This window comes from Pseudomonas sp. 05N434, assembly GCF_056396965.1.
This window is the reverse complement of the sequence record NZ_JBFTMK010000035.1, coordinates 1-24,612: the sequence shown is the minus strand read 5'-3', so window position 1 is coordinate 24,612 and position 24,612 is coordinate 1. Positions and strand designations below refer to the sequence as shown.

Sequence of the window (24,612 nt, the reverse complement as noted above, 5' to 3'; positions counted from 1 at the left end):
CCGCAGGGGGTGTGCTTTCTAGAATCGCCCGACATTTTCGCCCGGAACTTACTTCCAGCCAATGTCGTCACCTATTCGTAAAGCCACCAATTCAGACGCATTGACCCGCTTGGCTCAAGCCATCGCGGTGGCTGTGTCCGCCACTTTGGCGGGCTGTTCAAGCCATGTGCCGCAGACCGAAGCGACACACACACCGAATATCGCCGCGCGAGCCAAGCAAAAACCGATCTGGCTCAGCGAAAAACCAACACCGCAAGTTCCCCAGGACGTTTGGGAGCGCATGCGCCAGGGCTTCCAGTTGCAGGACAACCTGGGCGTCAACCCGCGCATCGAGCAGCAGCGCCTGTGGTTCGCCAGTAACCCGTCCTTCCTCGAAAACGCCGGCGAACGCGGCAGCCTCTACATTCACTACATCGTCGAACGCCTTGAAGAGCGCAACATGCCGCTGGAACTGGCGCTGTTGCCAGTGATTGAAAGCGCCTACAACCCGATGGCCTATTCCCGGGCCGACGCGGTGGGCCTTTGGCAATTCATTCCTTCCACCGGGCGTTACTTCAACCTGCGTCAAACCCGTTTCTATGATGGCCGTCGCGATATCACTGCCTCGACCACCGCGGCCATGGATTACCTGACCCGCCTGCACGACATGTTCAACGGTGACTGGCTATTGGCCCTGGCGGCCTACAACGCCGGCGAAGGCACGGTCAGCCGGGCCATCGAGCGCAACGAGAAGCTCGGCCTTCCAACCGATTATTGGAACCTGCCGCTGCCAGCGGAAACCCAGGCCTATGTGCCGAAGCTGCTGGCGCTGTCGCAAGTGGTGTTGGCGCCCGATGCCTATGGCGTGAACCTCAAGTCGATCGCCAACGAACCGTACTTCCAGGTCGTCGAAATCAACCAGCGCATGGACCTGTCCAAGGTTGCCGCGGTGGCCAACATCGACGAAGACGAGCTGTTCCAGCTCAACCCGGCCTTCAAGCAACGCACTACCATCGACGGTCCCCAGCATCTGCTGGTGCCGACGTCCAAGGCGCAACTGCTGACTGCCAGCCTGTCGACCATGCGTCCTGAAGAGCTGATCAGCCAGCGGCCGCTCAAGCCGGTGTTCGAAGGTGCCGACGACAGCGAAATCGCCAGCATCAAGCGCGCCTACCGGGTCAAGCGCGGAGAAAATCTGGCCTCCATTGCCAGGGCCAACAAGGTCGACGTCAAGGACCTGCAACGCTGGAACAAGCTGAACGGCAAGAACCTCAAGGTCGGCCAGACCCTTGTGATGCAGGACACCACCAAGCGCAGCGGCGGTCGCATCAACACTGTCGTGGCGGCGAACAGCAAAACCAGCGGCAAGTCAGACAAACAGAAACCGCAGACCCAGTACAAGGTCCAGCAAGGCGACTCGTTGTACATGGTTGCCAAACGTTTCAATGTCGAAATGCAACACCTCAAGCGCTGGAACCCTCGGGTAGGCCAGGCGCTGAAACCGGGTCAGATGCTGACGGTTTCTTCCCCGCATTAATCAGCACGCCCTGCCTAGGGGCTTTTGTGGCGAGGGGGCTTGCCCCCGCTCGGCTGCGAAGCAGTCGTAAACCCAAGTACGCGGCGTGTCAGAAGTTACCGGATTTCAGGTTTTGGGGCTGCTTCGCAACCCAGCGGGAGCAAGCTCCCTCGCCACAGGTTCTGCGATCCGCAGGGCTATCGAGGCAGCGGTTAACAATGCATTAAGCCCCCCCGTCTTTTTCCTGTCGATACAAGCTGTTACTGTACGGCCCACAAAGCCCAAGCCGCCTGGATCGGATCTCTGACTTGAAGCGTCCCCTCCTCCTGCTCCTGATCAGCCTGGCCTTGAGCTCCCCCGCAAGCGCGACGATCAGCGAAAGCCACGGTTATGCGCAGTTCGGCACGCTCAAGTACCCGGCCAGATTTACCCACTTCGACTGGGTCAACCCGCAAGCGCCCAAGGGCGGTACGTTGCGGGTGATGGCGTTTGGCACCTTCGATACGCTCAACCCTTACACCTTCAAAGGTTCGAGCCCGGTTTCCACGCCCAACTTCCTGCAATACGGCATCAACGAACTCAACGAACCGCTGATGGTCGGCACCGGCCAGTACGCGCCGTCGGGCGATGAGCCGACGTCCAGTTATGGCCTGATCGCCCAATCGGTGGAATACAGCGAAGACCGCAGCTGGGTGGTGTTCAACCTGCGCCCCGAAGCGCGCTTCCACGATGGCACGCCGATCACCGCTTACGATGTCGCGTTTTCTTACCGTCTGCTGCTCAAGGAAGGTCATCCGCAATACCGCACCAACCTGCAGGAAGTGTCGCGGGTCGACATCCTCAACCCGCAGCGCATTCGCTTCGTCTTCAAGCGCTCCGGTAATCCGTTGCTGATCCTGCGCCTGGGCGAGTTGCCGGTGTTGCCCCAGCATTACTGGAAAGATCGCGACTTCAAGGCCACCACCTTCGAGCCGCCATTGGGCAGTGGGCCGTATCGCATCACTTCGGTAACCCCCGGGCGGCAGATCGTCTTCGAACGGGTCAAGGATTACTGGGGCAAGGACCTGCCGGTCAATCGCGGCAAGTACAACGTCGATCGCATGGAAGTCGAGTTCTACCGTGACAGCGACGTGGCCTTCGAAGCGTTCAAGGCCGGCGAGTTCGACATCTACATCGAGCATCAGGCGAAAAACTGGGACAACGGCTACGACTTCCCGGCCGTGCGCCGTGGCGAGGTGATCAAGGCGCAGATCCCGCACCAGATCCCGACCCAGAGCCAGGGCCTGTTCATGAACACTCGGCGGTCGACCTTCGCCCAGATCAAGGTCCGTGAAGCGCTGGGACTGATGTTCGATTTCGAGTGGACCAACCGCACGCTGTTCAGCGGCGCCTACACACGCGCCATGAGTTACTACCCCAACAGCGAGTTCTCTGCCACGGGACTGCCGGTCGGCCACGAGTGGCTGTTGCTCAAGCCCTATCGCGATCAGTTGCCCGCCAAGCTGCTCACCGAGCCGTTCAGCCTGCCGCAGACCGAAGGCCGCGGCATTCCGCGCGAAACCATGCGCAAGGCCTTGGGCCTGCTCGCCGAAGCCGGCTGGAAGCTCAATGGCCAGCGGCTGCAGAACAGCATCGGCCAACCGCTACGCTTCGAGATCCTTCTGGTCAACCCGAACCTGGAGCGGATCCTTCAGCCCTACGTCGAGAACCTCGCCAGCATCGGTATCGACGCACGGCTGCGCACGGTCGATCGCGCCCAGTACAAACAGCGCCTCGATCAATTCGATTTCGACATGATCCTGATGACCCTCAACCAGACCCTCAGCCCCGGCCTGGAACAATGGCAGTACTTCCACTCCAGCCAGGTCGGGATCAAGGGCAGCAAGAACTACGCAGGCATCGCCGACCCGGTGGTCGACCATTTGCTCGAACAACTGCTCGGCGCCCAGACCCGGGATGAACAAGTCGCCGCCGGCAAGGCGCTCGACCGGGTGCTGCTATGGCAGCACTACATCATTCCCAACTGGTACCTCAATTATCACCGCTTGGCCTACCGCAACCGGTTCGCCTTCGTCACCACGCCGCCCTACACCCTGGGCCTGAGCGCTTGGTGGCTGAAATCTTCGGAGAAAGATCAATGACTCCCTTACGCGCCCTGCTCTTGCAGGCCAGCGGTCTGTTGTTCGCCGGGCTGGCCTGCGCCGCCCCGCAACACGCCTTGACCCTGTACAACGAGCCGCCGAAATACCCGGCCGACTTCAAGCACTTCGATTACGTAAACCCCGACGCGCCGAAGGGCGGAATCTTCCGTCAGGCCGGGTTCGGTGGCTTCGACAGCCTCAATCCGTTCATCAGCAAAGGCGTGCCGGCCGACGACATCAGCATGATCTACGACACCCTGGCCAAACAGGGTCTCGATGAGCCGTTCACTCAATATGGCTTGATCGCAGGCAAAATCGAAAARGCCCCGGACAACACCTGGGTGCGCTTCTATCTGCGCCCCGATGCACGTTTCCACGACGGCCACCCTGTGCGCGCCGAAGACGTGGTGTTCAGCTTCCAGACCCTGATCAAGGAAGGTGCCCCGCTCTACCACGGCTATTACAGCGACGTGGAGGAAGCGATCGCCGAAGACCCGCTCAAAGTGCTGTTCAAGTTCAAGCACAACAACAACCGCGAATTGCCAATGATCCTCTGCCAGTTGCCGGTGCTGCCCAAACATTGGTGGGCCACCCGTGACTTCAATAAGGGCAACCTGGAACTACCGCTGGGCAGCGGCCCGTACAAAGTCACCGAAGTGAAGGCCGGGCGCTCCGTGCGATATGAACGGGTCAAGGATTACTGGGGCAAGGACCTGCCGGTCAATCGCGGGTTCTACAACTTCGACGTGATGACCACTGACTATTACCGCGACAACACCGTCGCACTGGAAGCACTCAAGGCCGGTCAGTTCGACTACTGGCTGGAAATATCCGCGAAAAACTGGGCCAAGGCCTACAACATTCCGGCGGTGACCGAAGGGCGGCTGATCAAGGAAGAAATCCCCAACGGCAACCCCACCGGCATGCAAGGCTTCGTGTTCAACCTGCGTCGTCCGGTGTTCCAGGATGTGCGCGTGCGCCAGGCGCTGACCCTGTTGCTGGACTTCGAGTGGACTAACAAGCAACTGTTCAACGGCGCCTACGTGCGTACCCGCAGTTACTTCGAAAACTCGGAAATGGCCGCCACTGGCCTGCCGGACGCCGATCAACTGGCGATTCTCGACCCGTTCCGCGGCAAGATTCCCGAGCAAGTGTTCAGCGAGGCGTTCCAGAACCCGCTGACCGACGCCAGCGGCATGATCCGCACCCAGCAGCGCAAAGCCTATCAACTGCTGCAAGAGGCCGGCTGGCGGATCGTCGACGACAAGATGGTCGACGCCACCGGCAAACCGGTGACCATCGAGTTCCTGCTGGCCCAGACCGAGTTCGAGCGGGTGCTGCTGCCGTTCAAGCGCAACCTCAGCGACCTGGGCATCGATCTGGTGATCCGTCGGGTCGACGTCTCGCAATACATCAACCGCGTACGCTCCCGGGACTTCGATATGATCGTCGGCAGTTTCCCGCAATCCAACTCGCCGGGTAACGAACAGCGCGAGTTCTGGATGACCGCCGCCGCCGACAAACCCGGCAGCCGCAACTCCATGGGCCTTAAAGACCCAGTGGTGGACCAACTGGTCGAGCAACTGATCAACGCCGATTCGCGCAAAAGCCTGGTGGCCCACGCCCGGGCGCTGGACCGGGTGCTGCAATGGGGCTATTACGTGATCCCCAACTGGCACATCAAGACCTGGCGCGTGGCGTACTGGAACCACATCGGCCACCCGAAGATTTCACCCAAATATGACATCGGCATCAATACCTGGTGGGTCAAACCCGACGCGACACCTGCGATAGAAGTCGAAACAAAACTGCAAGCCGACCCTGCGGGCACGGAGTAATCAGATGCTGGCGTATATTTTTCGGCGACTGCTGCTGATCATCCCGACCCTGTTTGGCATTTTGCTGATCAACTTCGTGATCATCCAGGCCGCCCCCGGTGGGCCGGTGGAACAGATGATCGCCAAACTCGAAGGCTTCGAAGGCGCCACCAGCCGCATTGCCGGCGGCGGAGCCGAAGTGTCGGTGGCAGGTTCCGCCTATCGCGGCGCCCAGGGCCTGGACCCGGCACTGGTCAAGGAAATCGAGCACATGTACGGCTTCGACAAATCGGCGCCGGAACGCTTGTGGATCATGATCAAGAACTACGCCACCCTGGATTTCGGCGACAGCTTCTTCCGCGACGCCAAGGTCATCGACCTGATCAAGGAAAAGATGCCGGTGTCGATCTCCCTCGGGCTGTGGAGCACGCTGATCATGTACCTGGTGTCGATCCCGCTGGGGATCGCCAAGGCGACGCGACACGGCAGCCACTTCGATGTGTGGACCAGTTCGGCGATCATCGTCGGTTACGCGATCCCGGCGTTCCTGTTCGCCATCCTGCTGATTGTGGTGTTCGCCGGCGGCAGCTATTTCGACTGGTTCCCGCTACGGGGCCTGACCTCGAACAACTTTGATGAGCTCAGCACCGGCGGCAAGATCCTCGATTATTTCTGGCACCTGGCTCTGCCGGTCACTGCACTGGTGATCGGCCACTTCGCGACCATGACGCTGCTGACCAAAAACAGCTTCCTCGACGAAATCAACAAGCAATACGTGGTCACCGCCAAAGCCAAGGGCCTGACCCGTCACCGCGTGCTCTACGGCCATGTGTTTCGCAACGCGATGCTGTTGGTGATCGCTGGTTTCCCTTCAGCGCTCATCGGCATTTTCTTCACCGGCTCGTTGCTGGTGGAAGTGATCTTCTCCCTCGACGGCCTCGGCCTGATGAGTTTCGAAGCAGCGATCAACCGCGACTACCCGATCGTCTTCGGCACGCTGTTCATCTTCACGCTGCTGGGGCTGGTGCTCAAGCTGATCGGCGACCTCACGTACACCCTTGTCGATCCGCGCATCGACTTCGAAAGCCGGGAGCATTGAGATGAACCTGTCCCCTCTCAATCGCCGACGTTTCGAGCTGTTCAAGGCCAACAAGCGAGGCTGGTGGTCGTTGTGGCTGTTTCTGATTCTGTTCGGCGCAAGCCTCGGCGCCGAGCTGATCGCCAACGACAAACCGCTGGTGGTGCATTACGACAACGCCTGGTACTTCCCGGCGCTCAAGCGCTATCCGGAAACCGCGTTCGGCGGTGAATTCCCGCTGGAAGCCAACTACAAGAGCCCGTACATCCGCGAACTGCTCAAGGCCAAGGACGCCTGGGTGGTGTGGGCGCCGATCCCCTACAGCTACCAGAGCATCAACTACGACCTGAAAGTCCCGGCCCCGGYGCCGCCGTCCGCCGACAACCTGCTGGGCACCGATGACCAGGGCCGCGACGTGTTGGCCCGGGTGATTTACGGTTTCCGGATTTCGGTGCTGTTCGCTTTGACGCTGACCATTCTCAGCTCGATCATCGGCGTGATCGCCGGCGCCTTGCAGGGCTTTTATGGCGGCTGGGTCGACCTGGCCGGGCAGCGTTTCCTGGAGATCTGGTCCGGGCTGCCGGTGCTGTACCTGCTGATCATCCTCGCCAGTTTCGTGCAGCCGAACTTCTGGTGGCTGCTGGGGATCATGTTGCTGTTTTCGTGGATGAGCCTGGTGGATGTGGTGCGCGCGGAGTTCCTGCGCGGGCGGAATCTGGAATACGTGCGCGCGGCCCGGGCGCTGGGCATGCAGAATGGTGCGATCATGTTCCGCCACATTTTGCCCAACGCCATGGTCTCGACCATGACCTTCATGCCGTTCATCCTGACCGGCGCCATCGGTACGCTGACCGCCCTCGACTTCCTTGGCTTCGGTTTGCCGCCGGGCGCCCCGTCCCTGGGTGAGTTGGTGGCCCAGGGCAAATCCAACCTGCAAGCGCCGTGGCTCGGTATGAGTGCGTTTGCGGTGCTGGCGTTGATGTTGAGTTTGCTGGTATTCATCGGCGAGTCCGCTCGCGATGCCTTCGACCCGAGGAAGTGAAATGAATCAGGACAATCTGATCGAAGTGCGCGACCTGGCCGTCGAATTTGTCGTTGGCGAGCACGTTCAGCGGGTGGTCGAAGGCGTCAGCTTCGACATCAAGCGCGGCGAAACCCTGGCGCTGGTGGGTGAAAGCGGCTCCGGCAAGTCGGTGACCGCCCACTCGATCCTGCGGCTGCTGCCCTATCCGCTGGCCCGGCATCCGTCCGGCACCATCACCTATTCCGACCGGAACTTGTTGGAGCTGAAAGAGAAAACCATCCGCCACATCCGCGGCAACCGGATCGCGATGATCTTTCAAGAGCCGATGACCTCGCTGCGTATGTGTCATGCAGCGCGGTTGCATCGTCGAACAGGCATCGTGCGAAGAATTGTTCCGCGCGCCGCAGCATCCGTACACCCGGGAACTGCTGGCAGCGGAGCCCAGCGGCAAGCCCGCGACCAATGTAATTGGCCCGCCATTGYTGCAGGTCGAGGACCTGAAAGTCTGGTTCCCGATCAAGAAAGGCTTTCTGAAAAAGACCGTCGACCACATCAAGGCGGTGGACGGCATCAATTTCAGCCTGCCCCAGGGACAGACTCTGGGGATTGTGGGAGAAAGCGGTTCCGGCAAGTCGACGCTCGGTTTGGCGATTTTGCGGCTGATCGGCAGCAAAGGGGCAATCCGTTTTGAAGGCAAGCAGCTAGACTGCCTGACGCAGCAACAGGTTCGGCCGCTGCGGCGGGAAATGCAGGTGGTGTTCCAGGACCCTTTCGGCAGCCTGAGCCCACGGATGTGCGTGAGCCAGATCGTCGGCGAAGGCCTGCGGATCCACAAGATGGGCACGCCATGACCTGGCTGTCGTCAAAGCGCTGAGCCACCAGCTGATGGTGGTCAAGCATGGCCAAGTGGTCGAACAGGGAGACGCGCAAAGTATCTTTGCCGCCCCCCAACATCCGTATACACAGCAGTTGCTGGAAGCCGCTTTTCTGGCACCAGCCACTGCGCAATAAACCTGAAAGAGAGGAGCAACACATGGGTTTTCTCGCCGGTAAGCGCGTACTGATCGTCGGTGTCGCCAGCAAGCTGTCCATCGCATCCGGCATCGCTGCCGCCATGCATCGCGAGGGCGCTGAGCTTGCCTTCACTTATCAGAACGACAAACTCAAGGGTCGTGTCGAAGAATTCGCACAGGGCTGGGGTTCGAGCCCTGAGCTGTGCTTCCCGTGCGACGTGGCCAGCGATGCCGAAATCGCCAAGGTCTTCGAAGAGTTGAGCAAGAAGTGGGACGGCCTGGACTGCATCGTGCACTCCGTCGGCTTCGCCCCGGGCGACCAACTGGACGGCGACTTCACCGAAGCCACCACCCGTGAAGGTTTCCGCATCGCTCACGACATCAGCGCCTACAGCTTCGTGGCCCTGGCCAAGGCTGGTCGCGAAATGATGAAAGGCCGCAATGGCAGCCTGCTGACCCTGTCGTACCTGGGCGCCGAGCGCACCATGCCGAACTACAACGTCATGGGCATGGCCAAGGCTTCCCTGGAAGCTGGCGTACGTTACCTGGCCGGCTCCCTGGGCCCGGACGGCACCCGCGTCAACTGCGTATCGGCTGGCCCGATCCGCACCCTCGCCGCTTCCGGCATCAAGAACTTCCGCAAAATGCTGGCCGCCAACGAAGCGCAAACCCCGCTGCGTCGTAACGTCACCATCGAAGAAGTCGGCAACGCCGGCGCCTTCCTGTGCTCGGACCTGGCTTCCGGCATCAGCGGCGAAATCATGTACGTAGACGGCGGCTTCAACACCACCGCCATGGGCAACATCGAAGAGTGATCTTCGATTAGCCGTTAAAAAACCCGCCTCTTCAGGCGGGTTTTTTGTGCCCTCAAATTCAAAAGATCTTCACAACAAACACTGAGCAAACAACTGCTGGATCGGCTGTGTACGCTGGCTATAACGCTGCAACAGCACGATCTCCCGGTAGAACGTCAGCTCTCCCAGCGGGATGATCCTGACCTTCGCCCCATGCTCAAGCCACAGCCCCGCCTCGGGCAATAGCGAAACACCCAGCCCGCATTCCACCATCTTGACAATGGCTTCCAGCTCATCCAGCTCCAGAGCCACCTGTACATCAATCTGCTGCTCGCGCAAAAAACGCGTCACCAATCGCCCACCGAATGAATTGCGGTCGTAGCGTACGTGGGGATGGCTGGCGAGTAACTGCAGCGGGTCATCCCCCTCAAGGTCGGCCGGCACGATCAGCACAAACGGCTCCCGGCGAATGACTTGCACCGATAATTCCTTGGGCAGTTCGAACGGCGGCTTGATCAGAATCGCCAGGTCCACTTCGCCAGTGTCCACCTGGCTCAGCAGGTTCAGGGATACCCCCGGCACCAGTTTCGCCTCCAGCGACGGCGCCTGTTGCCTGAGTCGCAACAGCGCCCGTGGCAACAAACCGGTCTGGACGGTGGCCACCGCGCCGATCTTCAATTCGCCACGAAACTCGCTGATGTCATCACTGACGGYCATGCGACTGAAGATCTCGAGCATTTCCTGAGCCATCGGCAACGCTCGCTGCCCTGCGGCATTGAGGAGTGCCTGACGCCCGGTGCGATCGAACAGACGGATGCCCAACGCCTGCTCCAGATTGCGGATCTGCGCGCTGACCGCCGACTGAGTCAGGCCAATGTGCATGCCTGCCGCTGCGAACGTGCCATGGCGCGTCACGGCAATGAAGGTTTTCAGTTCCCGCAGCATACGGCCCCCCAATTGATCGAAATAATTTGAGCTCGCTGCAAAAACTATCGTCTTTCAATCAAAAAGCACAGGACTAAACTCAGCCTCAACGCTCAACCCATCGAGGCACATCCGATGCAACTGTCCCCTTTTCATTTGGCCATCCCGGTTTACGATCTGGACGCTACCCGGCGTTTCTATGGCGAGGTGTTCGGCCTGGAAGAAGGTCGCTCCAGCGATCACTGGGTCGATTTCAACTTTTTCGGCCATCAACTGGTGATTCATCTGGCCCCGAAAAACGCTTCTCAGGAAGCCGCCCATACCAACGCCGTGGACGGCCACGACGTACCGGTGCCGCATTTCGGTGTGGTATTGCCGATGGAAGAATGGGAGGCGCTGGCCGAACGCCTGAAAGCCCTGGGTACACACTTCGTGATCGAGCCGGGCATCCGGTTTCAGGGATTGGTGGGCGAACAAGCCACGATGTTTCTTTTCGATCCCTGCGGCAATGCTCTGGAGTTCAAGGCGTTCAAAAATATCAATCAGTTGTTCGCCAAATGATCCGCCTGCCCCTTGACGCCACCACCCTCAGTGAAGCGGTGGTCAATGGCGAGACCACCGCTGCCATCGTCGTCGAAACCTTTCTTCAACGCTTTCAGGCGCAAGAGCCGGATATCCAGGCTTTTGTCTCGTTCGACGCCCGGCAGGTCCGCGCCGATGCGGCGCAGCACAACGGCCAGGGTCTGCTGGCCGGCGTCCCCGTGGGTATCAAGGACATTTTCGACACTGCGACCCACCCCACGCAGTTCTATTCACCCATCTATACCGACCATCAACCCTCCCGGGACGCCCACGTCGTGACGCTGCTGCGCCAGGCCGGGGCGCTGATCATGGGCAAGACCCATACCACCGAGTTTGCGTACATGCACACCGGTCCAACCCGCAATCCCCACGACCTTACGCGAACGCCGGGCAGCTCCAGCGCTGGCTCGGCGGCCGGGATGGCTGCAGGGTTCTTTGCCCTGGCGCTGGGCACCCAGACCGCTGGCTCGTTGCTCAAGCCGGCATCCTACTGCGGCCTCTTCGCTTTCAAACCGTCGCTGGGACTGGTGTCGCTGGAAGGGGTAAAACCGTTGGCGCCGAGCTTCGACACCGTGGGTTGGTATGGCCAGTCAGTGCGCGACCTGCACCTGGTAGCGCGCGTGTTGATTCCCGGGTTCGTGGTGCCGGACATCGAGCGACGTCCGCTGCACTTGGGGTTCTGCCGCACGTCGCGCTGGGATCAAGTGGACCCCGACGTGGTCCTTGCCCTGGAACAGGCGGTGGATCAGTTGCGCAGCGCCGGCCATCACGTGAGCGACGTACGGCTGCCGGATGAGTTTGCCGGTGTGTTCGACGATCATCAGTTGATTAACGATTGCGAAGGTGCCCGCTCGCTGGCAAAGGAGTTTCAACAACACCGAACACAATTGAGCCCTTCGACCCTGGCCATGTTCGAGCGGGCGGCAACCACAACCTGGCAACAGGAATCCGCTGCCAAGGCGCGCCTGGCCGATCTTGCCCCACGCTTGAGCGAGCTTTGCCGCCCCTTCGACGCCATGCTCGGCGCCTCTTGCGGGATGGTCGCGCCGGTCGRCCTGGAAAGCACCGGGCCGTCGGACTTCATCAAGTTCTGGGGGGCGTTTGGCTGGCCGCAACTGAACATACCGCTGAGGCCCGGCCAAGCCATGTTGCCTGTCGGGCTACAGATGATCGGAAGGTTCAGAGAGGATGGTCGGCTGTTACGAACGGCCGAGCACGTTGCAGCGGTTTTGCAAGGCGCCATTCAAGAATGACGAGCTTCGAACTGTCGGGCACGCAACGCCTTATCGACCAGAGCCAGCAGATCTTGCGCCGTTTGGGTTAGCTGAGCATCAAACTCGATCTGCCCGACACTGAAGCGAATGTCATAACCACGATGCACCGTGGCATTACGCTCATCGAGTATTTCTTCGAGGCGCGCCCTGATTGCGGCAATCTCCACCGTGTTGGCGCCGGTCAACAAGGCAGCAAACTCATCGCTGCCCAGCCGACCGATCACATCGCTTTCACGAAAAGCGATGCGCAGCACGTCGGCAAAGGTTTTCAGGGCGTTGTCGCCCTCGGCACGCCCATACAACCGGTTGATGCACTTGAAGTCGTCAAGGTCGAAAAACAACAAGGTCGCAGGTTGACCCAACTGCCGACAGGCCTCCAGCGCCAATTGGGCCAGAGCCTCGAAGCCATGACGATTGGACAGCAGCGTCAACTCATCCATGCTCGCCATCTGCACGCCCATCAGTTCTTGCTCGGCCTTGCGCGCCAAGTCGCGCAGTACATCGCGGTCCTGCACGGCGCCGTCGAGGACGTTCGGCGTGCCCACGCCGGGTTTGAGCGGTTTGTCTGGGGTTAGCATTACTCACTCCCTTGATGGATATAAACGTTAGAGTCGTTCACACCCGGTTTGACTCCCTATAAACGCGCCGCTGGTCAGCTACCCGCCACCGGACATGGCCCTCCAGCGTCCGCCCAGAGTTTGAACTGGGTGACGAAAATGTCGTGGGGCACCGGCACCGGCGTCCGTCCCTCACCTGGATGCCAGCCCCAGAGCACCAGTTTGTCCTCGCTGACATGTTTGATCAGTGCCGCAAAATCACGATCGCCATTACTGGAACGATCCTTGATCATTGCGCACAACCTGTCGGGCGGCAGGCCGATCCAGGCCATTTTGTGCGCGGCTGGCGGCAGGCTCCAATGCGGCGCTCCGGGCGGTGTGTGAGGCCCATAACTGGCGGGCGGATTGCTGTCGGCATGGCAACTGGCACACGGCAGACCGGCCGCCCCTTTGCCATCCATCCCGCGAACCACCCTCATCGCGTGAGGATTGCCGGCGTCGAACTGTAAAGGCGAATCGCCGGGGATATGGCAGTTCTGACAGCGCGGGCTCTGGAACACCTTCTGTACTGTGTCAAACGCCTTCAGCGCCTCTTTATCATCAGCGAACAGGTCCGAGGCATAGCCAGTCAGCCCGATCAGCACCACCGCGCCCAGCAACAGATGTCGTTTCATGTCACACCCCCGACAATTGCAGCGGCAGTTCCCGCAGACGCTGCCCGGTCAGGGCAAACACCGCGTTCGCCACGGCCGGCGCCACGGGCGGTACACCAACCTCGCCGATGCCGCCGGGTTTGTCGGTGCTGGGGACGATATGCACTTCGACCACGGGCATTTCGTTCAGGCGCAACACCTGATAGTCGTGAAAATTGGATTGCTGCACCTGGCCGTTCTTGAACGTCAGTTTGCTGTGCAAGGTAAATCCGAGACCGAAGGTGATGCCTGACTCCATCTGCGCGGCGATGCTCTGCGGGTTGACCGCAATGCCGCAATCCACCGCACACACCACCCGGTGTACGCGAATCGCCAGGTTGTCCTGCGACACCTCCGCCACATGGGCGACGTAGCTGCCGAAAGACTCATGCACCGCCACGCCCAATGCGTGGCCGTCCGGCAACGGCGCTTTCCAGTCGGCTTTCTCCACCGCCAGATTCAGCACCCCCAGATGCCGTGGATGCGCCTTGAGCAAGGTTCGTCGGTATTCCACCGGATCCTTGCCGGCCGCCTCTGCCAGCTCATCGATCAACGACTCCATGACGAATGCCGTATGGGTATGCCCCACCGACCGCAACCACAGCACGCTGATGCCTGTTTGCGGGGAATGCAGGTCGATCAGGTGATTGGCCAGCCCCTCAAAATAAGGACTGTCGGCCACACCTTCGACGGAGGTTTTGTCGACACCGTCCTTGACCATGGTCGCCTCGAACGACGTGCCGGCCATGATCGACTGCCCGACCAGCATATGCTTCCAGGCGATCGGCATACCGTCGGCGTCCAACCCGATGCGTGCCTGATGCAGGAATGCCGAGCGATAGTAACCGCCGCGAATGTCATCCTCTCGGGACCAGACGGTTTTCACCGGTTCGCCCGCCGCTTTGGCGACGTACACCGCCTCGCTGACAAAATCCGAGGTCGGGTTGGCCCGACGCCCGAAGCCGCCACCGAGGAATTGGGTGTGGATCTCGACCTGTTCGGGTTTGAGCCCGGTGATCTTCCCCGCAATCATCTGATCCAGGGTCTGGAACTGCGTGCCGGTCCAGATTTCGCATTTGTCCTTGGTGATGTTCACCGTGCAATTGAGCGGTTCCATCGGCGCGTGGGCCAGGTACGGCACGCTGTATTCGGCCTCGATAGTCTTCGCCGCCCTGCCCAACATGACCGTCGCGTCCCCGGCCTGGCTGACCGAGGTCCCGGGGGTGGCGGCGAGTTTACGGAAGCTTTCCAGCAGTTGCTGGCTGTCGAGCCCGGCGTTCGGCCCCGGTTCCCATACAACCTTCAGCGCATCGCGCCCCAGCTTCGCCGCCCAATAATGATCGGCAATCACCGCGACTCCCGTGGGCACCTGCACCACTTTGTGCACGCCAGGCACCGCCAGCGCCTCGGCGCCTTCGAAGGATTTGACGCTGCCACCGAACACTGGCGGCCGAGCGACCACCGCAGTCATGAGCCCGTCGAATTGCACGTCCATGCCGAACTTCGCCTGCCCGGTGATTTTCTCCGGGGTATCGAGGCGCTTGGTGGGTTTGCCGATGACCTTCCAGTCCTTGGCTTCCTTGAACTTGATCGAGGCTGGATCCGGCACCGGCAACTTGCCGGCGTCATCCGCCAGTTCGCCGTAAGTGGCGCGTTTGTCGCCGGCAATGACCACGCCCGATTCGGTGCTAATCTGCGAAGGCGCCATGTCGAAGCGCTTGGCTGCCGCGTCGATCAGCATCAAGCGCGCCGCTGCGCCGGCCTGACGATAGCGATCGAACTCCATCCAGGTCGAGGTCGAACCGCCGGTGATTTGCATCCCGCCAAACGCCGGCAGGCCATACTCGGCGGCCGAGGCTGGCGCGTGTTCGACGCGAATTTTCGACCAATCGGCGTCCAGTTCTTCGGCGATCAACATGGTCAGGCCGGTCCAGATGCCCTGGCCCATTTCCGAATGGCCGAGCAGCACAATGACGCTGTTGTCGTTGCCGATGCGTAAAAAGGCATTGGGCGCGAACACCTCTCCTTGATTCTCGGCACCGAAGGCGAAGCGATGGCCGCCAGGAATGACAAACGCCACCACCAGACCGCCTCCCAACACGGCACTGCCCTTGAGAAAACCGCGACGCGAAACAGGGTTGATGCTGTTCATTGCTCAGACTCCCTTCAACGTGGCTTCAACGTCGCCTCACCCGATCTCGGCGGCGCGTTTGACCGCGGCGCGGATTCTTGGGTAGGTGCCGCAGCGGCAAATGTTGCCGGACAGCGCCTGGTCGATGTCGCTGTCGGTAGGCTTGGGGATCTTCGCCAGCAACGCGGCCGCCGACATGATCTGCCCGGACTGGCAATAACCGCACTGAACCACATCGAGTTCGGCCCAGGCTTGTTGCACCGGGTGCGAGCCGTCGCTGGACAGGCCTTCGATGGTGAGAATTTTCTGCCCGTGGGCCACCGCCGTGGCGGGCGTGATGCAAGAGCGCAGCGGCGCGCCGTCGACGTGTACGGTGCAGGCGCCACACTGGGCCATGCCGCAACCGAATTTGGTGCCCGTCAGGTGCGCGACATCGCGCAGAACCCAGAGCAACGGCATGTCCGCGGGGACATCCAGTTCCTGGTCCTTGCCATTGATATTCAGGGTCAGCATGGCTGATTTCCTCAGACTCACGGTGTTCTGAAGGGGCGCCGCTGTGGCAGCGAAATACCTACGCGGCGCCTTGGGTCATCCCTACAGCTAAGCGCAATTTGACCCACAAGCCATGTTCATCGACCACCGGTCGCTCCCGTCCCGTAGCAGCAGCCTCGCGCAGCTCGGCAGCTGCTACGGACTTGTCGATCTACGGCGCCACCCGTCTACTGCGGACTGGCTAATCTGATAATCCAGTGTGTTCAACCTGCCGAGGACAACCGCCATGCAACGCTTTCCAAAAATCACGCCCTGCCTGTGGTTTGACGATCAGGCCGAAACGGCGGCGAAATTCTATTGCTCGATCTTCGATCACTCGAAAATCACCGCCATCACCCATTACGGCAAGGCCGGTCAGGAAATCCACGGCCGCCCGGAAGGTTCGGTGATGACGGTCAGCTTCGAGCTTGATGGCCAGACCTTCACCGGTCTCAATGGCGGGCCAGTGTTCACCTTCAACGAAGCGGTGTCGTTCCAGGTCAATTGTCAGAATCAGGAGGAAGTCGACCACTTCTGGGGCAACCTGTCCGCCGGTGGGCCTGTGCAGGCGCAGCAATGTGGCTGGCTCAAGGATAAATTCGGCGTGTCATGGCAGATCGTGCCGATCGCGCTGATACACATGATGCAAGACCCCGATACGCACAAGTCCCAGCGCGCGATGCAAGCGATGCTGCAAATGAAAAAACTCGACATCGCCGAACTGGAACGAGCCTTTGCCGGCCAGAGCTAATACACTCAGGCACTGGCCCGCCAAGGACATCGAGATGAAGCACACCGTCGCCAAATATGCAGACAAAGCCCCGCGTTTCTGGCGCGACGACGCCCTGCCCTTCATCGAAGCCCGCTCCATCGCCGACGGCCGCGAGGTCTGCTACGCCCGGCATTCCCACGAACACTTTTCCATCGGTGCTATCACCGCTGGGCGCAGCACCTACATCCACGAGCAATCGGAGTTTCAGGTCAGCGCCGGTACCGTGGTGTTGATGAACCCCRGCGATGTGCATGCCTGCAATCCGATCGATGACCAGCCTTGGTCGTACCTGATGCTGTACGTCGAGACGCCTTGGCTGACTGACTTGCAGCATCAGCTCGGCTTCAGCCAGGATTCGGCGTTTCGCCGGTTTTCCATCACCCACAATCGCGATCTCGAGCTGTTCGCCGGCCTGAGGAGCGTATATGAGGTGTTGATCGATCAGCAGCAAGACGTGCTGCGCAAACACAGCGCGGCGGTGGAGTTTTTCACCGAGGTGCAACAGCGGCTCAACCCGGTCGATCAACCGCTGCGCGAACCCAATTTCAAGCTCGAACGGGCCGCCGACTACATCCGCGATAACTGCACGCATCAGCTCAAGCTCGAAGACATTTGCGAAGCGGCGCAACTGTCGCCGTCCTACCTTATCCGCGCCTTCAAACAGCATTACGGCATGACGCCCCATGCATTTCTGGTCAACCGGCGCATCCAGTTCGCCCGGGATCGACTGCGTAGCGGCAGGCTGATCGCCGATGTCGCATTGGAGGCCGGATTTGCTGATCAGGCGCATTTTCAGCGGGCGTTCAAGCAACATCTGGCGGCGACACCAGGGCAATATCGCGGGTAAGTTAATATGTCGACATGCRCCCCCTGTCAAAAACAGGTTAGTTAATATAAACCCACGAGCCATGCCGGTAAAATTCATACAAAGTCATATAACTAATATGACAACACTCCAAACTCTTATTTAAGCTCCCTTCCCTTCCCACGCTACAACCCAATATCAGAAGATGGAGCTTCTTACTTGAACACGCCGAACAACAACGTATTTCATTCCAGCATCCAACGCGAAAAACAATTAGTCATTGAAGCCATCGTCAACTTCCTCAGCGATGAAGACGTCATGGCAACCGTTGGATGGTCGTGGGATCGTGTATCAGTTACCTGTGACCCGAATTCCGACTTCTCCCAACTACATCATCCAGCTACTACCTGCCTGGCGAGGCTCAGCCGGCAACCCGACTTCAAAAAAATCGCGGTCGAACAAGGCATCTCCCGAACAAACATCTTTCATGTCAATGAACACGGCCAACTCTTTTATTCCTATGACAACATCAGTACCCGTGAAGCCAACGGTGAGCTGATCACTGTCAGTTTCTTCTCCGAGCGTAACGATATCGCCCATCACTTCACTGGCGTTGCCGATATCGATGAACAACTACGCCTCCTTTCAGGCAGTGCCAAGCTGACTGGCGGATGGGTGACGTCCACCGAAAAAATCACAATAAGTCAGTGGTTGCGTTTTCACAGCTTGCCACTTCCGGCCAGCGTGGAAAGTGCAAAAGAGTTAATTGATTTACTGAATGCCCCCCCCCTTCCAGCACCGTCGCCCTATGGGAACTACTGGGAGTTGCTGAGCCCTCCCAAAGACTCACCGTTCGAACTCACGGAGAAAAATCGCGCCCTCATTCGCGATGTGATCGAGGAAGAAACCGGAGGCGAACTTCCTTTGGTTTCGCTTTATGGCCATGTGCTGAAACTTGAAAGCTTTTCCGCCGACAAACTGCCCACCAGCCAAGGTTACCGTCTGACACGGCTGATCGATATTGCAGTGTCGAGCGCGAATAATGGGCATGCGTTCATGACGGCATTAGGCTGGTTCGCTGATGAAAACGGCCCCAAGCCCACCGAGCAGTTCATCGAACAGCTGATGATTGCGGTGATGCTGCTTGACCTTGATCCGGAACTGGACAGCGCCAATACCTCGTTTGCAGGTTTTGACCTCTACTCGAAACGTCATTTACTGCTTTCCCCCTCAGCGGTCCGCACGCAACTTGAACAGCATCTGGTCAGCCAACTCAAGCTCGACGCCATGATTGCCCCGCTCGTCGCGGAACTGGTCCTGGGTGGCATGGCGCCGGAATATCTTGCCGATGAACTGCCGTCCAATCTGCGTATCGGCACACCGGCGTGGGTCGTCTTCACCCAGGCCGTGCACTTTGCCGAAGCGATCACCCCCGGTGTTTCCCGGAGCATGACCTCCCAACACCTGCTGGGGTTCGCCCGCGCATCGCAATTGACACCCGAGCTCAAAGCAGTGTTTGCCGCACACTCGGCTGACCCGGTGATCACCTGGGCGCTAATGAACGACCTGATCTCCCGGGATTCAGAGGGCAACCTCAATCAGCAAGCCGTTACGGTGGCGATGGATGAGTACAAGCAACATGCGGACATGATGACGAGCGCCTTGATTGATCTGGGCAAACCGCTGCCCCATCGCAAGGCGCTCGCGCTTAAAGAACTGAAATCCCAAGTGCCGGATTGTGACCCCGAGGAACTGTTGGTCAAACATCGCGGAACGGGCGGCGGCGCAGGAAGGCGGGTATCGGTTGTCGATCTTTACCTGGGCGACGAGCTTCACACCCAGGATTGGGATCGAGCCAAAGGCACCAGCATTTACGAGGCTTTCCCTGATCTGGCTGACATGTACCCCGTTGCGGATTTATTTCAGCAAGCGGTCCACAATCATCACAACTCAATGACCGAAGCATTGTCGGCCATTATCAACGTCACCTTTTCGCAACTAAGCCCGAAGGACAGGTCGTTCATCGAGGACGGCCATCTAGGTATCTATAGTGTTCAGGAATACACAACCACCCGATTTACCAATATTCCCAACCCGACGGGCGTAGCAAGACCAGCGACGCCCGTTCCAGGGAAGACGGGCCGTTATGGCGTTCTCATTTGTGCGGTACTTGATTCAGAGCTTCGTTGTTATCAACTGTTTCCAATGAGGACGGAATGCGTATACAGCGAGGAACTTGGCGAAGTGTTTCGCCCTCTCTTCATGGCCAGTGGGTCCGCTGTAGCGACGTTTGTGAACCACAAACACCATTTGGAAGGCCGTCTGGATATACAGGCTTATCGAGCGAACACGGCCCCCCGCAGCTATTCCCGGTCCGCCTTTTTTATCCGCAAGATCGGAGAATTCAACCCATCGTCGGCCAGTGCAGGCACCCCCTCGCCGAACCGTTACTTTCGTTCCACGCGAAAAGAAGCAATCAGCGACCTTATTGCAAAAGAGAACCCCTATTTCACTGTAGATGAACTGATGCAACTGGGCCTCGATCAGACACGACGGGAAAAAGCGATTGAAAAGACCGACGCCATCTTCACATTCATTCTGAACCTGATCATTCCGTTCAAGGAGTGCGTCGAGGAGCTTTCCTCGGGGGTTCCTGCCCGACAAAACCGCGCTATTCACGGCTGTGTCATGGACGCGGCGGCCCTCGCTGTTTCCTTTGCCGTCGTCGGCATTAAAGTTACCGCTATCAGCGCCAAGGCCACGACCCTGGTCTCCAAACTCCTTTCCACGTCCAAAGTTGTTGGCAGTACTGTCATCAGCCTTTTCAACCCCATTGACGGAGTGCCTCAACTGCTCAAGGGCGGCGGAAAACTATTGGCTCGGGGCGTGAAGAAACTAGGCGCTCATGCGCTCTCCACCCCGTATCTGGCTCGGCGGCAGTTGCGCTATCTGACGGGCGCGAACAGCTATGATCTGCTCCGGGCCATCAACCATACCGGCGCAGGCCCCCGGATTCGAATGTCGCTGGACACGGTTGCCCATGGTCGAGCGCTGTTCAAGGACGACAGCATTCAAACCGTTGAACAGATTGTGACCCGCCTGGGCAACAAGAACAGTCGACTGCCAGATGGCGCTCTGCCGTCCGAACTGGAGCATCTGTTCAACAATGCGCTTGTTGAATCGGCGCTCGGACTCAAGCAAGCGCAAGATCTGCAGGGATTGATCGGTCGAACGCCTGTTGAAGATCTTTTCAAGGCAGTCCTGGAAAAAGCTCAATACAGCTACACCAGCGCCCGCTCCGCATCTGGTGCTCAAGGTTACGCCGATACACTGGCAACCTTTGCCCAGGTCGAAGCGAAAAACGTCACCTACATGAAGAATTACCAACAAAACGTATTACAGCAAGACCTGGGCAAGGTACCGTTTAATCAGGTCATGCCAGAATCAGCCTTCAATCCAATGGGCTTTACCGATAACTCGCAAAGGGCCGGCGCCTGGATCGTCAATGGTTCTACCTCCCCTGGCAACGACCTCGACAGCATCGTTGCGGTACTGCGCGAGTACGCCGGCAATCAAGAAACACTGACTGATCCGACCGTGATCAAACAGCTGCATGCCCGTATCGCGCCAGCCACCTCGGACGTCGTGCGCGTGGGCGTCAATGACAAGAAATACGCTAGCAACATCAGTGGATTCGCCGCGATGGAACAACATCTGAAAACACTGAACTCCAGTCATGAGCATTTCGACAAACAGTTGCTGGCGACCGTCGTAGGTTTCCACGGTCTAGGCGACGGTAATGGCCGTACGGGTCGTGCCCTGTATGCCATCAGCCAGCTTCGAAACAACCGGTTCACACCGCTGACAAAACAAGAGTTCAGTTTGCTGCACGGACTCGATTAAGGTGAATGACTGAGGGTATGTTGCTTAGGAAAGCAACAAATACACCGCACTCAGCCCTAGCAACAATGCCATGAGCCGGTTGAACCATCGCATGCCTACAGGATTATTCAGATAACCCTGCAGGCATGTCCCGGCATACGCCCAACAGCCGACAGACACATAGCAGATCACCAGATACACCGCCGCAAACTGCCAGACCAGCCGCGCCTCGCCGTCCGCGACGAACGCGCCCATACCCGCTACACAGGCCAGCCAGGCCTTCGGATTGAGCCATTGCATCATCGCGCCATATAACATCGACGGCGCCCGGCGCGATTTATCCGCATCGATGCGGCCATCGTCCGCCGCCAGTTTCCAGGCCATGAACAACAGAAACGCAACACCCGCCAGTTGCACYACTTGCGTCAGCGCCGGCCACAACCGCAATACCTCATGCAACCCCAATCCCATCAATACCAGCAATAAAACGAAACCCAGCGTTGCTCCGGCGACATGTCGCTGACTGGCGCGAAAACCGAACTGCGCCCCCGAACTCAACGCCACAATGTTCACCGGCCCCGGTGTAATGGAAGCGACCAAGGCAAACGCCGCCATGGAAAGAATCAGACTCATTGCATACCTTCTTCAATTCAGTTGAACCAGGGGTCAAGGTAAAGAGCCAGGGGAATGCTGTATTGAAGAAAACAACCCTTGCCTGTCCCGCGACGCATGTCACTTCCTGTAGGTTGCAAGACTGTCACGAGGGACCTTATGGCGGGCCTATACTTCAAGAGTCGGCACACTCGATGCGGGGCGCGTCGAGTGATCGTTCACGCAGGCCACAGCCTGCCTTCATCGTAGGGAGGAGAAGATCATGGCGCGTAAATACATCGACTGCCGCGAGTTCCCAAGCGCGTCCAAATGCTCGGTCGCCCTGTCCGCAGACTCTGAAAACGAACTGCTGGAGGCCGCGGCACAGCATGCGGTCAGTGTTCACAAGCACACCGATTCACCAGAACTGCGTGCTCAACTGAAGACAATGTTCCACGACGGCACCCCGCCCGTAGAAGCACCGCGTCCGGCGTAGGAACGCAAAAAGGGACAGACCACGATTCAAGGCAGATGCCGAACAATCGTGGTCTGTCCCGTGTTTTTCTTGGTCTGTCCCGTGTTTTTCTCTGTACGGCTATTTGCATCCACCGCTGTATGGGCCAAATCACCAACCACCCATGATAAAAATACCGCTCTCGTTCTTGGAGCCCCGTTCATGGACCTCGCCACCCTCCTCCTGTTTTTGCCGGCCTGCTTCGCCCTGAACATGGCCCCCGGCCCAAACAATCTGCTGTCGGTCAGCAACGCCACCCGTTATGGCTATCGTCGCGCCTGTGTGGCCGGCGTCGGGCGTTTGCTGGCGTTTGCCGGGATGATCGGCCTGGCCGCCGCTGGATTGTCGGTGGTGCTGAAAACCTCGGAATGGCTGTTCTACGCGATCAAGATCATCGGTGCCGCTTACCTGTTATACCTGGCGTGGCAACTGTGGCGTGCCAATCCCGAGGCCGAGCAGCACATCACCGGCACGCCGGTGGGGATCCTGGCCCTGGCGCGGCAGGAGTTTCTGGTGGCAGCGGGTAATCCCAAGGCCATTTTGCTGTTCACCGCCTTCCTGCCGCAGTTCGTCGACCCGACCCAGGCGGTGGCTCCGCAATTCGCGGTGCTCGGCGCGTTGTTCCTGCTGCTGGAATGGATTGCCATCAGCGCCTACGCCTACATGGGCCTGCACATGCGCCGCTGGTTCGCCGAACCGCGGGGCAAGCGGATGTTCAACCGTTGCTGCGCGGGGTTGCTGTCGGCGGCAGCTTCTGTGCTGTTGATGGCGAAACGGGCCTGACCTTTACGCTTGGGACGGTCCTTTCAGTTCGACCTGGTTGCCGTCCGGATCGAAGCAATAGATCGACAGCCCGTTGCCTTCGGCACCAAAACGCACCGCAGCTTTCTCGGGTTTCAGGCCGAAGGACTGCAAGTGACTGACCAGCGCTTCCTCGTCAAACGGTTCGATGCGCAGGCAGAAGTGGTCGACGTTGCGCCGTTCGCGACCAGCGGCAGCCCCGCCCGTGCGGCCGAGCTCGCCCTGGATATCGACGAGGTCGATCATCGAGGTGCCCGCACGCAAATGCACCAGGCCCAGATCGTCGCGGCGCTTGACCAGTTCGGCGCCAAGTACCTCGCCGTAAAACGCGATGCTGCGTTCGAGGTCCTCGACGCGCAGGACGATATGATCGATGTGCTTAATCGTGAATGCTTGCATTGGGATGGATTCCTGAAAATATCGTTTACAGCATTGCCGGTGACCCGATGACTGTAGCTCAGGGTACAAAAATTCTCTGTCGATTTTCCGGTGGAGGCGCCAGGCAACGCGGCTTATGCTCAGCCCATGAACCTACAAAACGCTGTGCTTCCGCCCCACGCCGAGATGGTTCGCGCCATGCTCGAACGCGACACCGCCTACGAGGGGGTGTTCTTTACCGCGGTCAAAACCACCGGCATCTTCTGCCGCCCCAGTTGCACGGCGCGCAAGCCGAAGCCGGAAAACGTCGAGTTCTTCGCCCATGCCGATGAGGCGATGTCGGCGGGTTATCGGGCCTGCCTGCGGTGCAAGCCGCTGGACGCCGCGGCCATTGCGCCGGACTGGGTGCAACGACTGCTGAAATCCGTCGACGCCGACCCCGACCAGCGCTGGACCGATGCCCAATTGCTCGCCGAGGGCATCGAGCCGCTGAAACTGCGGCGCTGGTTCAAGCAGCATTTCGGAATGACCTTTCATGCCTGGTTGCGCAGCCGACGCCTGGGCATCGCCCTCGGTGGCATCAAACAGGGCGACTCCATCGACAACGCGGCGTTCGATTCCGGCTATGAATCCCTGAGCGGTTTTCGCGATGCGTTTCAAAAGTCATTCCACATCACCCCCGGTCGCGCCGCCCACAGCGAGCCGCTGCTGTTCACCCGATTGACCACGCCACTGGGACCGATGATCGCCATGGCCGAACGGCGTGGGCTGGTGCTATTGGAGTTTCTCGACCGACCGGCATTGACCAAGGAAATC

Annotated in this window: 21 protein-coding genes and 1 pseudogene; 15 read left to right on the top strand and 7 right to left on the bottom strand. The window is 59.4% G+C overall.

What is annotated here, in order from left to right:
* The first annotated feature begins 61 nt into the window (after nucleotides 1-61).
* The 7 genes and pseudogenes from AC1DLB_RS04260 (at nucleotide 62) to fabI (ending at nucleotide 9,383) form a co-directional block, all read left to right on the top strand.
* Nucleotides 62-1,516, top strand: coding sequence for a transglycosylase SLT domain-containing protein (locus tag AC1DLB_RS04260; protein WP_019579327.1), 1,455 nt, complete (start codon nucleotides 62-64; stop codon nucleotides 1,514-1,516).
* A gap of 287 nt (nucleotides 1,517-1,803) precedes the next feature.
* Complete coding sequence (locus AC1DLB_RS04255; RefSeq protein WP_064618223.1) at nucleotides 1,804-3,636, top strand: extracellular solute-binding protein; 1,833 nt, start codon at nucleotides 1,804-1,806, stop codon at nucleotides 3,634-3,636.
* Complete coding sequence (locus tag AC1DLB_RS04250; RefSeq protein WP_477742984.1) at nucleotides 3,633-5,474, top strand: extracellular solute-binding protein; 1,842 nt, start codon at nucleotides 3,633-3,635, stop codon at nucleotides 5,472-5,474. Before AC1DLB_RS04255 ends, AC1DLB_RS04250 begins: the two co-directional genes overlap by 4 nt.
* Nucleotides 5,475-5,478: 4 nt before the next feature.
* The gene (locus AC1DLB_RS04245) at nucleotides 5,479-6,552 is read left to right on the top strand and encodes a microcin C ABC transporter permease YejB (protein WP_018929626.1); all 1,074 of its coding nucleotides are present in this window, start codon (nucleotides 5,479-5,481) and stop codon (nucleotides 6,550-6,552) included.
* 1 nt (nucleotide 6,553) lies between these two features.
* Nucleotides 6,554-7,573, top strand: coding sequence for an ABC transporter permease (locus AC1DLB_RS04240; RefSeq protein WP_477784644.1), 1,020 nt, complete (start codon nucleotides 6,554-6,556; stop codon nucleotides 7,571-7,573).
* A 1-nt stretch (nucleotide 7,574) separates the two neighbouring features.
* Nucleotides 7,575-8,566 (top strand): annotated as a pseudogene (locus AC1DLB_RS04235) (ATP-binding cassette domain-containing protein).
* A gap of 22 nt (nucleotides 8,567-8,588) precedes the next feature.
* Nucleotides 8,589-9,383, top strand: a complete 795-nt coding sequence (gene fabI, locus AC1DLB_RS04230; protein ID WP_007937760.1) for an enoyl-ACP reductase FabI — start codon at nucleotides 8,589-8,591, stop codon at nucleotides 9,381-9,383.
* A 69-nt stretch (nucleotides 9,384-9,452) separates the two neighbouring features.
* Here the strand turns inward: fabI and AC1DLB_RS04225 are convergent, their stop codons facing one another.
* The gene (locus AC1DLB_RS04225) at nucleotides 9,453-10,307 is read right to left on the bottom strand and encodes a LysR family transcriptional regulator (protein WP_477784643.1); all 855 of its coding nucleotides are present in this window, start codon (nucleotides 10,305-10,307) and stop codon (nucleotides 9,453-9,455) included.
* A gap of 114 nt (nucleotides 10,308-10,421) precedes the next feature.
* Here AC1DLB_RS04225 and AC1DLB_RS04220 point away from each other — a divergent pair, with 114 nt between their 5' ends.
* Both AC1DLB_RS04220 and AC1DLB_RS04215 read left to right on the top strand, forming a co-directional pair.
* Nucleotides 10,422-10,847: a VOC family protein gene (locus AC1DLB_RS04220; protein ID WP_019579332.1), complete on the top strand. Its 426-nt coding sequence runs from the start codon at nucleotides 10,422-10,424 to the stop codon at nucleotides 10,845-10,847.
* On the top strand, nucleotides 10,844-12,121 hold the full coding sequence (locus AC1DLB_RS04215) for an amidase (protein ID WP_477784642.1): 1,278 nt from the start codon (nucleotides 10,844-10,846) through the stop codon (nucleotides 12,119-12,121). The genes AC1DLB_RS04220 and AC1DLB_RS04215 overlap by 4 nt, the downstream gene beginning before the upstream one ends.
* Here the strand turns inward: AC1DLB_RS04215 and AC1DLB_RS04210 are convergent.
* The 4 genes from AC1DLB_RS04210 to AC1DLB_RS04195 all read right to left on the bottom strand — a co-directional run bounded on the left by AC1DLB_RS04210 (nucleotide 12,112) and on the right by AC1DLB_RS04195 (nucleotide 16,035).
* Nucleotides 12,112-12,720, bottom strand: coding sequence for a GGDEF domain-containing protein (locus AC1DLB_RS04210; protein WP_477742981.1), 609 nt, complete (start codon nucleotides 12,718-12,720; stop codon nucleotides 12,112-12,114). The genes AC1DLB_RS04215 and AC1DLB_RS04210 overlap by 10 nt on opposite strands.
* Before the next feature lie 74 nt (nucleotides 12,721-12,794).
* Nucleotides 12,795-13,373: a hypothetical protein gene (locus AC1DLB_RS04205; RefSeq protein WP_018929632.1), complete on the bottom strand. Its 579-nt coding sequence runs from the start codon at nucleotides 13,371-13,373 to the stop codon at nucleotides 12,795-12,797.
* A 1-nt stretch (nucleotide 13,374) separates the two neighbouring features.
* A complete protein-coding gene (locus AC1DLB_RS04200; RefSeq protein ID WP_086946056.1) occupies nucleotides 13,375-15,543 on the bottom strand; it encodes a xanthine dehydrogenase family protein molybdopterin-binding subunit in 2,169 nt (722 codons plus the stop codon).
* Between the two features lie 36 nt (nucleotides 15,544-15,579).
* Nucleotides 15,580-16,035, bottom strand: coding sequence for a (2Fe-2S)-binding protein (locus AC1DLB_RS04195; protein ID WP_007937751.1), 456 nt, complete (start codon nucleotides 16,033-16,035; stop codon nucleotides 15,580-15,582).
* 265 nt (nucleotides 16,036-16,300) lie between these two features.
* Here AC1DLB_RS04195 and AC1DLB_RS04190 point away from each other — a divergent pair, with 265 nt between their 5' ends.
* The 3 genes from AC1DLB_RS04190 to AC1DLB_RS04180 all read left to right on the top strand — a co-directional run bounded on the left by AC1DLB_RS04190 (nucleotide 16,301) and on the right by AC1DLB_RS04180 (nucleotide 21,533).
* A complete protein-coding gene (locus AC1DLB_RS04190) occupies nucleotides 16,301-16,804 on the top strand; it encodes a VOC family protein (protein ID WP_477742980.1) in 504 nt (167 codons plus the stop codon).
* A gap of 34 nt (nucleotides 16,805-16,838) precedes the next feature.
* Nucleotides 16,839-17,672 (top strand): AraC family ligand binding domain-containing protein, encoded by an 834-nt coding sequence (locus AC1DLB_RS04185; protein ID WP_477784641.1) that lies wholly within the window; start codon nucleotides 16,839-16,841, stop codon nucleotides 17,670-17,672.
* A gap of 177 nt (nucleotides 17,673-17,849) precedes the next feature.
* Nucleotides 17,850-21,533 (top strand): hypothetical protein, encoded by a 3,684-nt coding sequence (locus AC1DLB_RS04180; protein ID WP_477742978.1) that lies wholly within the window; start codon nucleotides 17,850-17,852, stop codon nucleotides 21,531-21,533.
* A gap of 24 nt (nucleotides 21,534-21,557) precedes the next feature.
* Here the strand turns inward: AC1DLB_RS04180 and AC1DLB_RS04175 are convergent, their stop codons facing one another.
* A complete protein-coding gene (locus AC1DLB_RS04175; RefSeq protein ID WP_018929638.1) occupies nucleotides 21,558-22,145 on the bottom strand; it encodes a LysE family translocator in 588 nt (195 codons plus the stop codon).
* A 241-nt stretch (nucleotides 22,146-22,386) separates the two neighbouring features.
* On the opposite strand from AC1DLB_RS04175, the gene AC1DLB_RS04170 reads away from it, so the two are divergent.
* Nucleotides 22,387-22,599 carry a DUF1059 domain-containing protein gene (locus tag AC1DLB_RS04170; RefSeq protein WP_007937743.1) on the top strand — a complete coding sequence of 71 codons (213 nt, stop codon included), beginning with the start codon at nucleotides 22,387-22,389 and terminating at the stop codon, nucleotides 22,597-22,599.
* Nucleotides 22,600-22,779: 180 nt separating this feature from the next.
* The gene (locus AC1DLB_RS04165; RefSeq protein WP_019579340.1) at nucleotides 22,780-23,400 is read left to right on the top strand and encodes a LysE family translocator; all 621 of its coding nucleotides are present in this window, start codon (nucleotides 22,780-22,782) and stop codon (nucleotides 23,398-23,400) included.
* Nucleotides 23,401-23,403: 3 nt separating this feature from the next.
* On the opposite strand, the gene AC1DLB_RS04160 is transcribed toward AC1DLB_RS04165, so the two are convergent.
* Nucleotides 23,404-23,817 (bottom strand): VOC family protein, encoded by a 414-nt coding sequence (locus tag AC1DLB_RS04160; RefSeq protein ID WP_086946053.1) that lies wholly within the window; start codon nucleotides 23,815-23,817, stop codon nucleotides 23,404-23,406.
* Between the two features lie 126 nt (nucleotides 23,818-23,943).
* On the opposite strand from AC1DLB_RS04160, the gene AC1DLB_RS04155 reads away from it, so the two are divergent.
* Nucleotides 23,944-24,612 (top strand): bifunctional transcriptional activator/DNA repair enzyme AdaA (locus AC1DLB_RS04155; RefSeq protein WP_477784640.1); only part of this gene is annotated, 669 nt, incomplete at its 3' end.

Coding starts and splice junctions, on each gene's coding strand:
- AC1DLB_RS04190 (WP_477742980.1), top strand. CDS start 16,301: ATGCAACGCTTTCCAAAAATCACGCCCTGCCTGTGGTTTGACGATCAG.
- AC1DLB_RS04200 (WP_086946056.1), bottom strand. CDS start 15,543: ATGAACAGCATCAACCCTGTTTCGCGTCGCGGTTTTCTCAAGGGCAGT.
- AC1DLB_RS04260 (WP_019579327.1), top strand. CDS start 62: ATGTCGTCACCTATTCGTAAAGCCACCAATTCAGACGCATTGACCCGC.
- fabI (WP_007937760.1), top strand. CDS start 8,589: ATGGGTTTTCTCGCCGGTAAGCGCGTACTGATCGTCGGTGTCGCCAGC.
- AC1DLB_RS04205 (WP_018929632.1), bottom strand. CDS start 13,373: ATGAAACGACATCTGTTGCTGGGCGCGGTGGTGCTGATCGGGCTGACT.
- AC1DLB_RS04160 (WP_086946053.1), bottom strand. CDS start 23,817: ATGCAAGCATTCACGATTAAGCACATCGATCATATCGTCCTGCGCGTC.
- AC1DLB_RS04220 (WP_019579332.1), top strand. CDS start 10,422: ATGCAACTGTCCCCTTTTCATTTGGCCATCCCGGTTTACGATCTGGAC.
- AC1DLB_RS04210 (WP_477742981.1), bottom strand. CDS start 12,720: ATGCTAACCCCAGACAAACCGCTCAAACCCGGCGTGGGCACGCCGAAC.
- AC1DLB_RS04165 (WP_019579340.1), top strand. CDS start 22,780: ATGGACCTCGCCACCCTCCTCCTGTTTTTGCCGGCCTGCTTCGCCCTG.
- AC1DLB_RS04245 (WP_018929626.1), top strand. CDS start 5,479: ATGCTGGCGTATATTTTTCGGCGACTGCTGCTGATCATCCCGACCCTG.
- AC1DLB_RS04195 (WP_007937751.1), bottom strand. CDS start 16,035: ATGCTGACCCTGAATATCAATGGCAAGGACCAGGAACTGGATGTCCCC.
- AC1DLB_RS04170 (WP_007937743.1), top strand. CDS start 22,387: ATGGCGCGTAAATACATCGACTGCCGCGAGTTCCCAAGCGCGTCCAAA.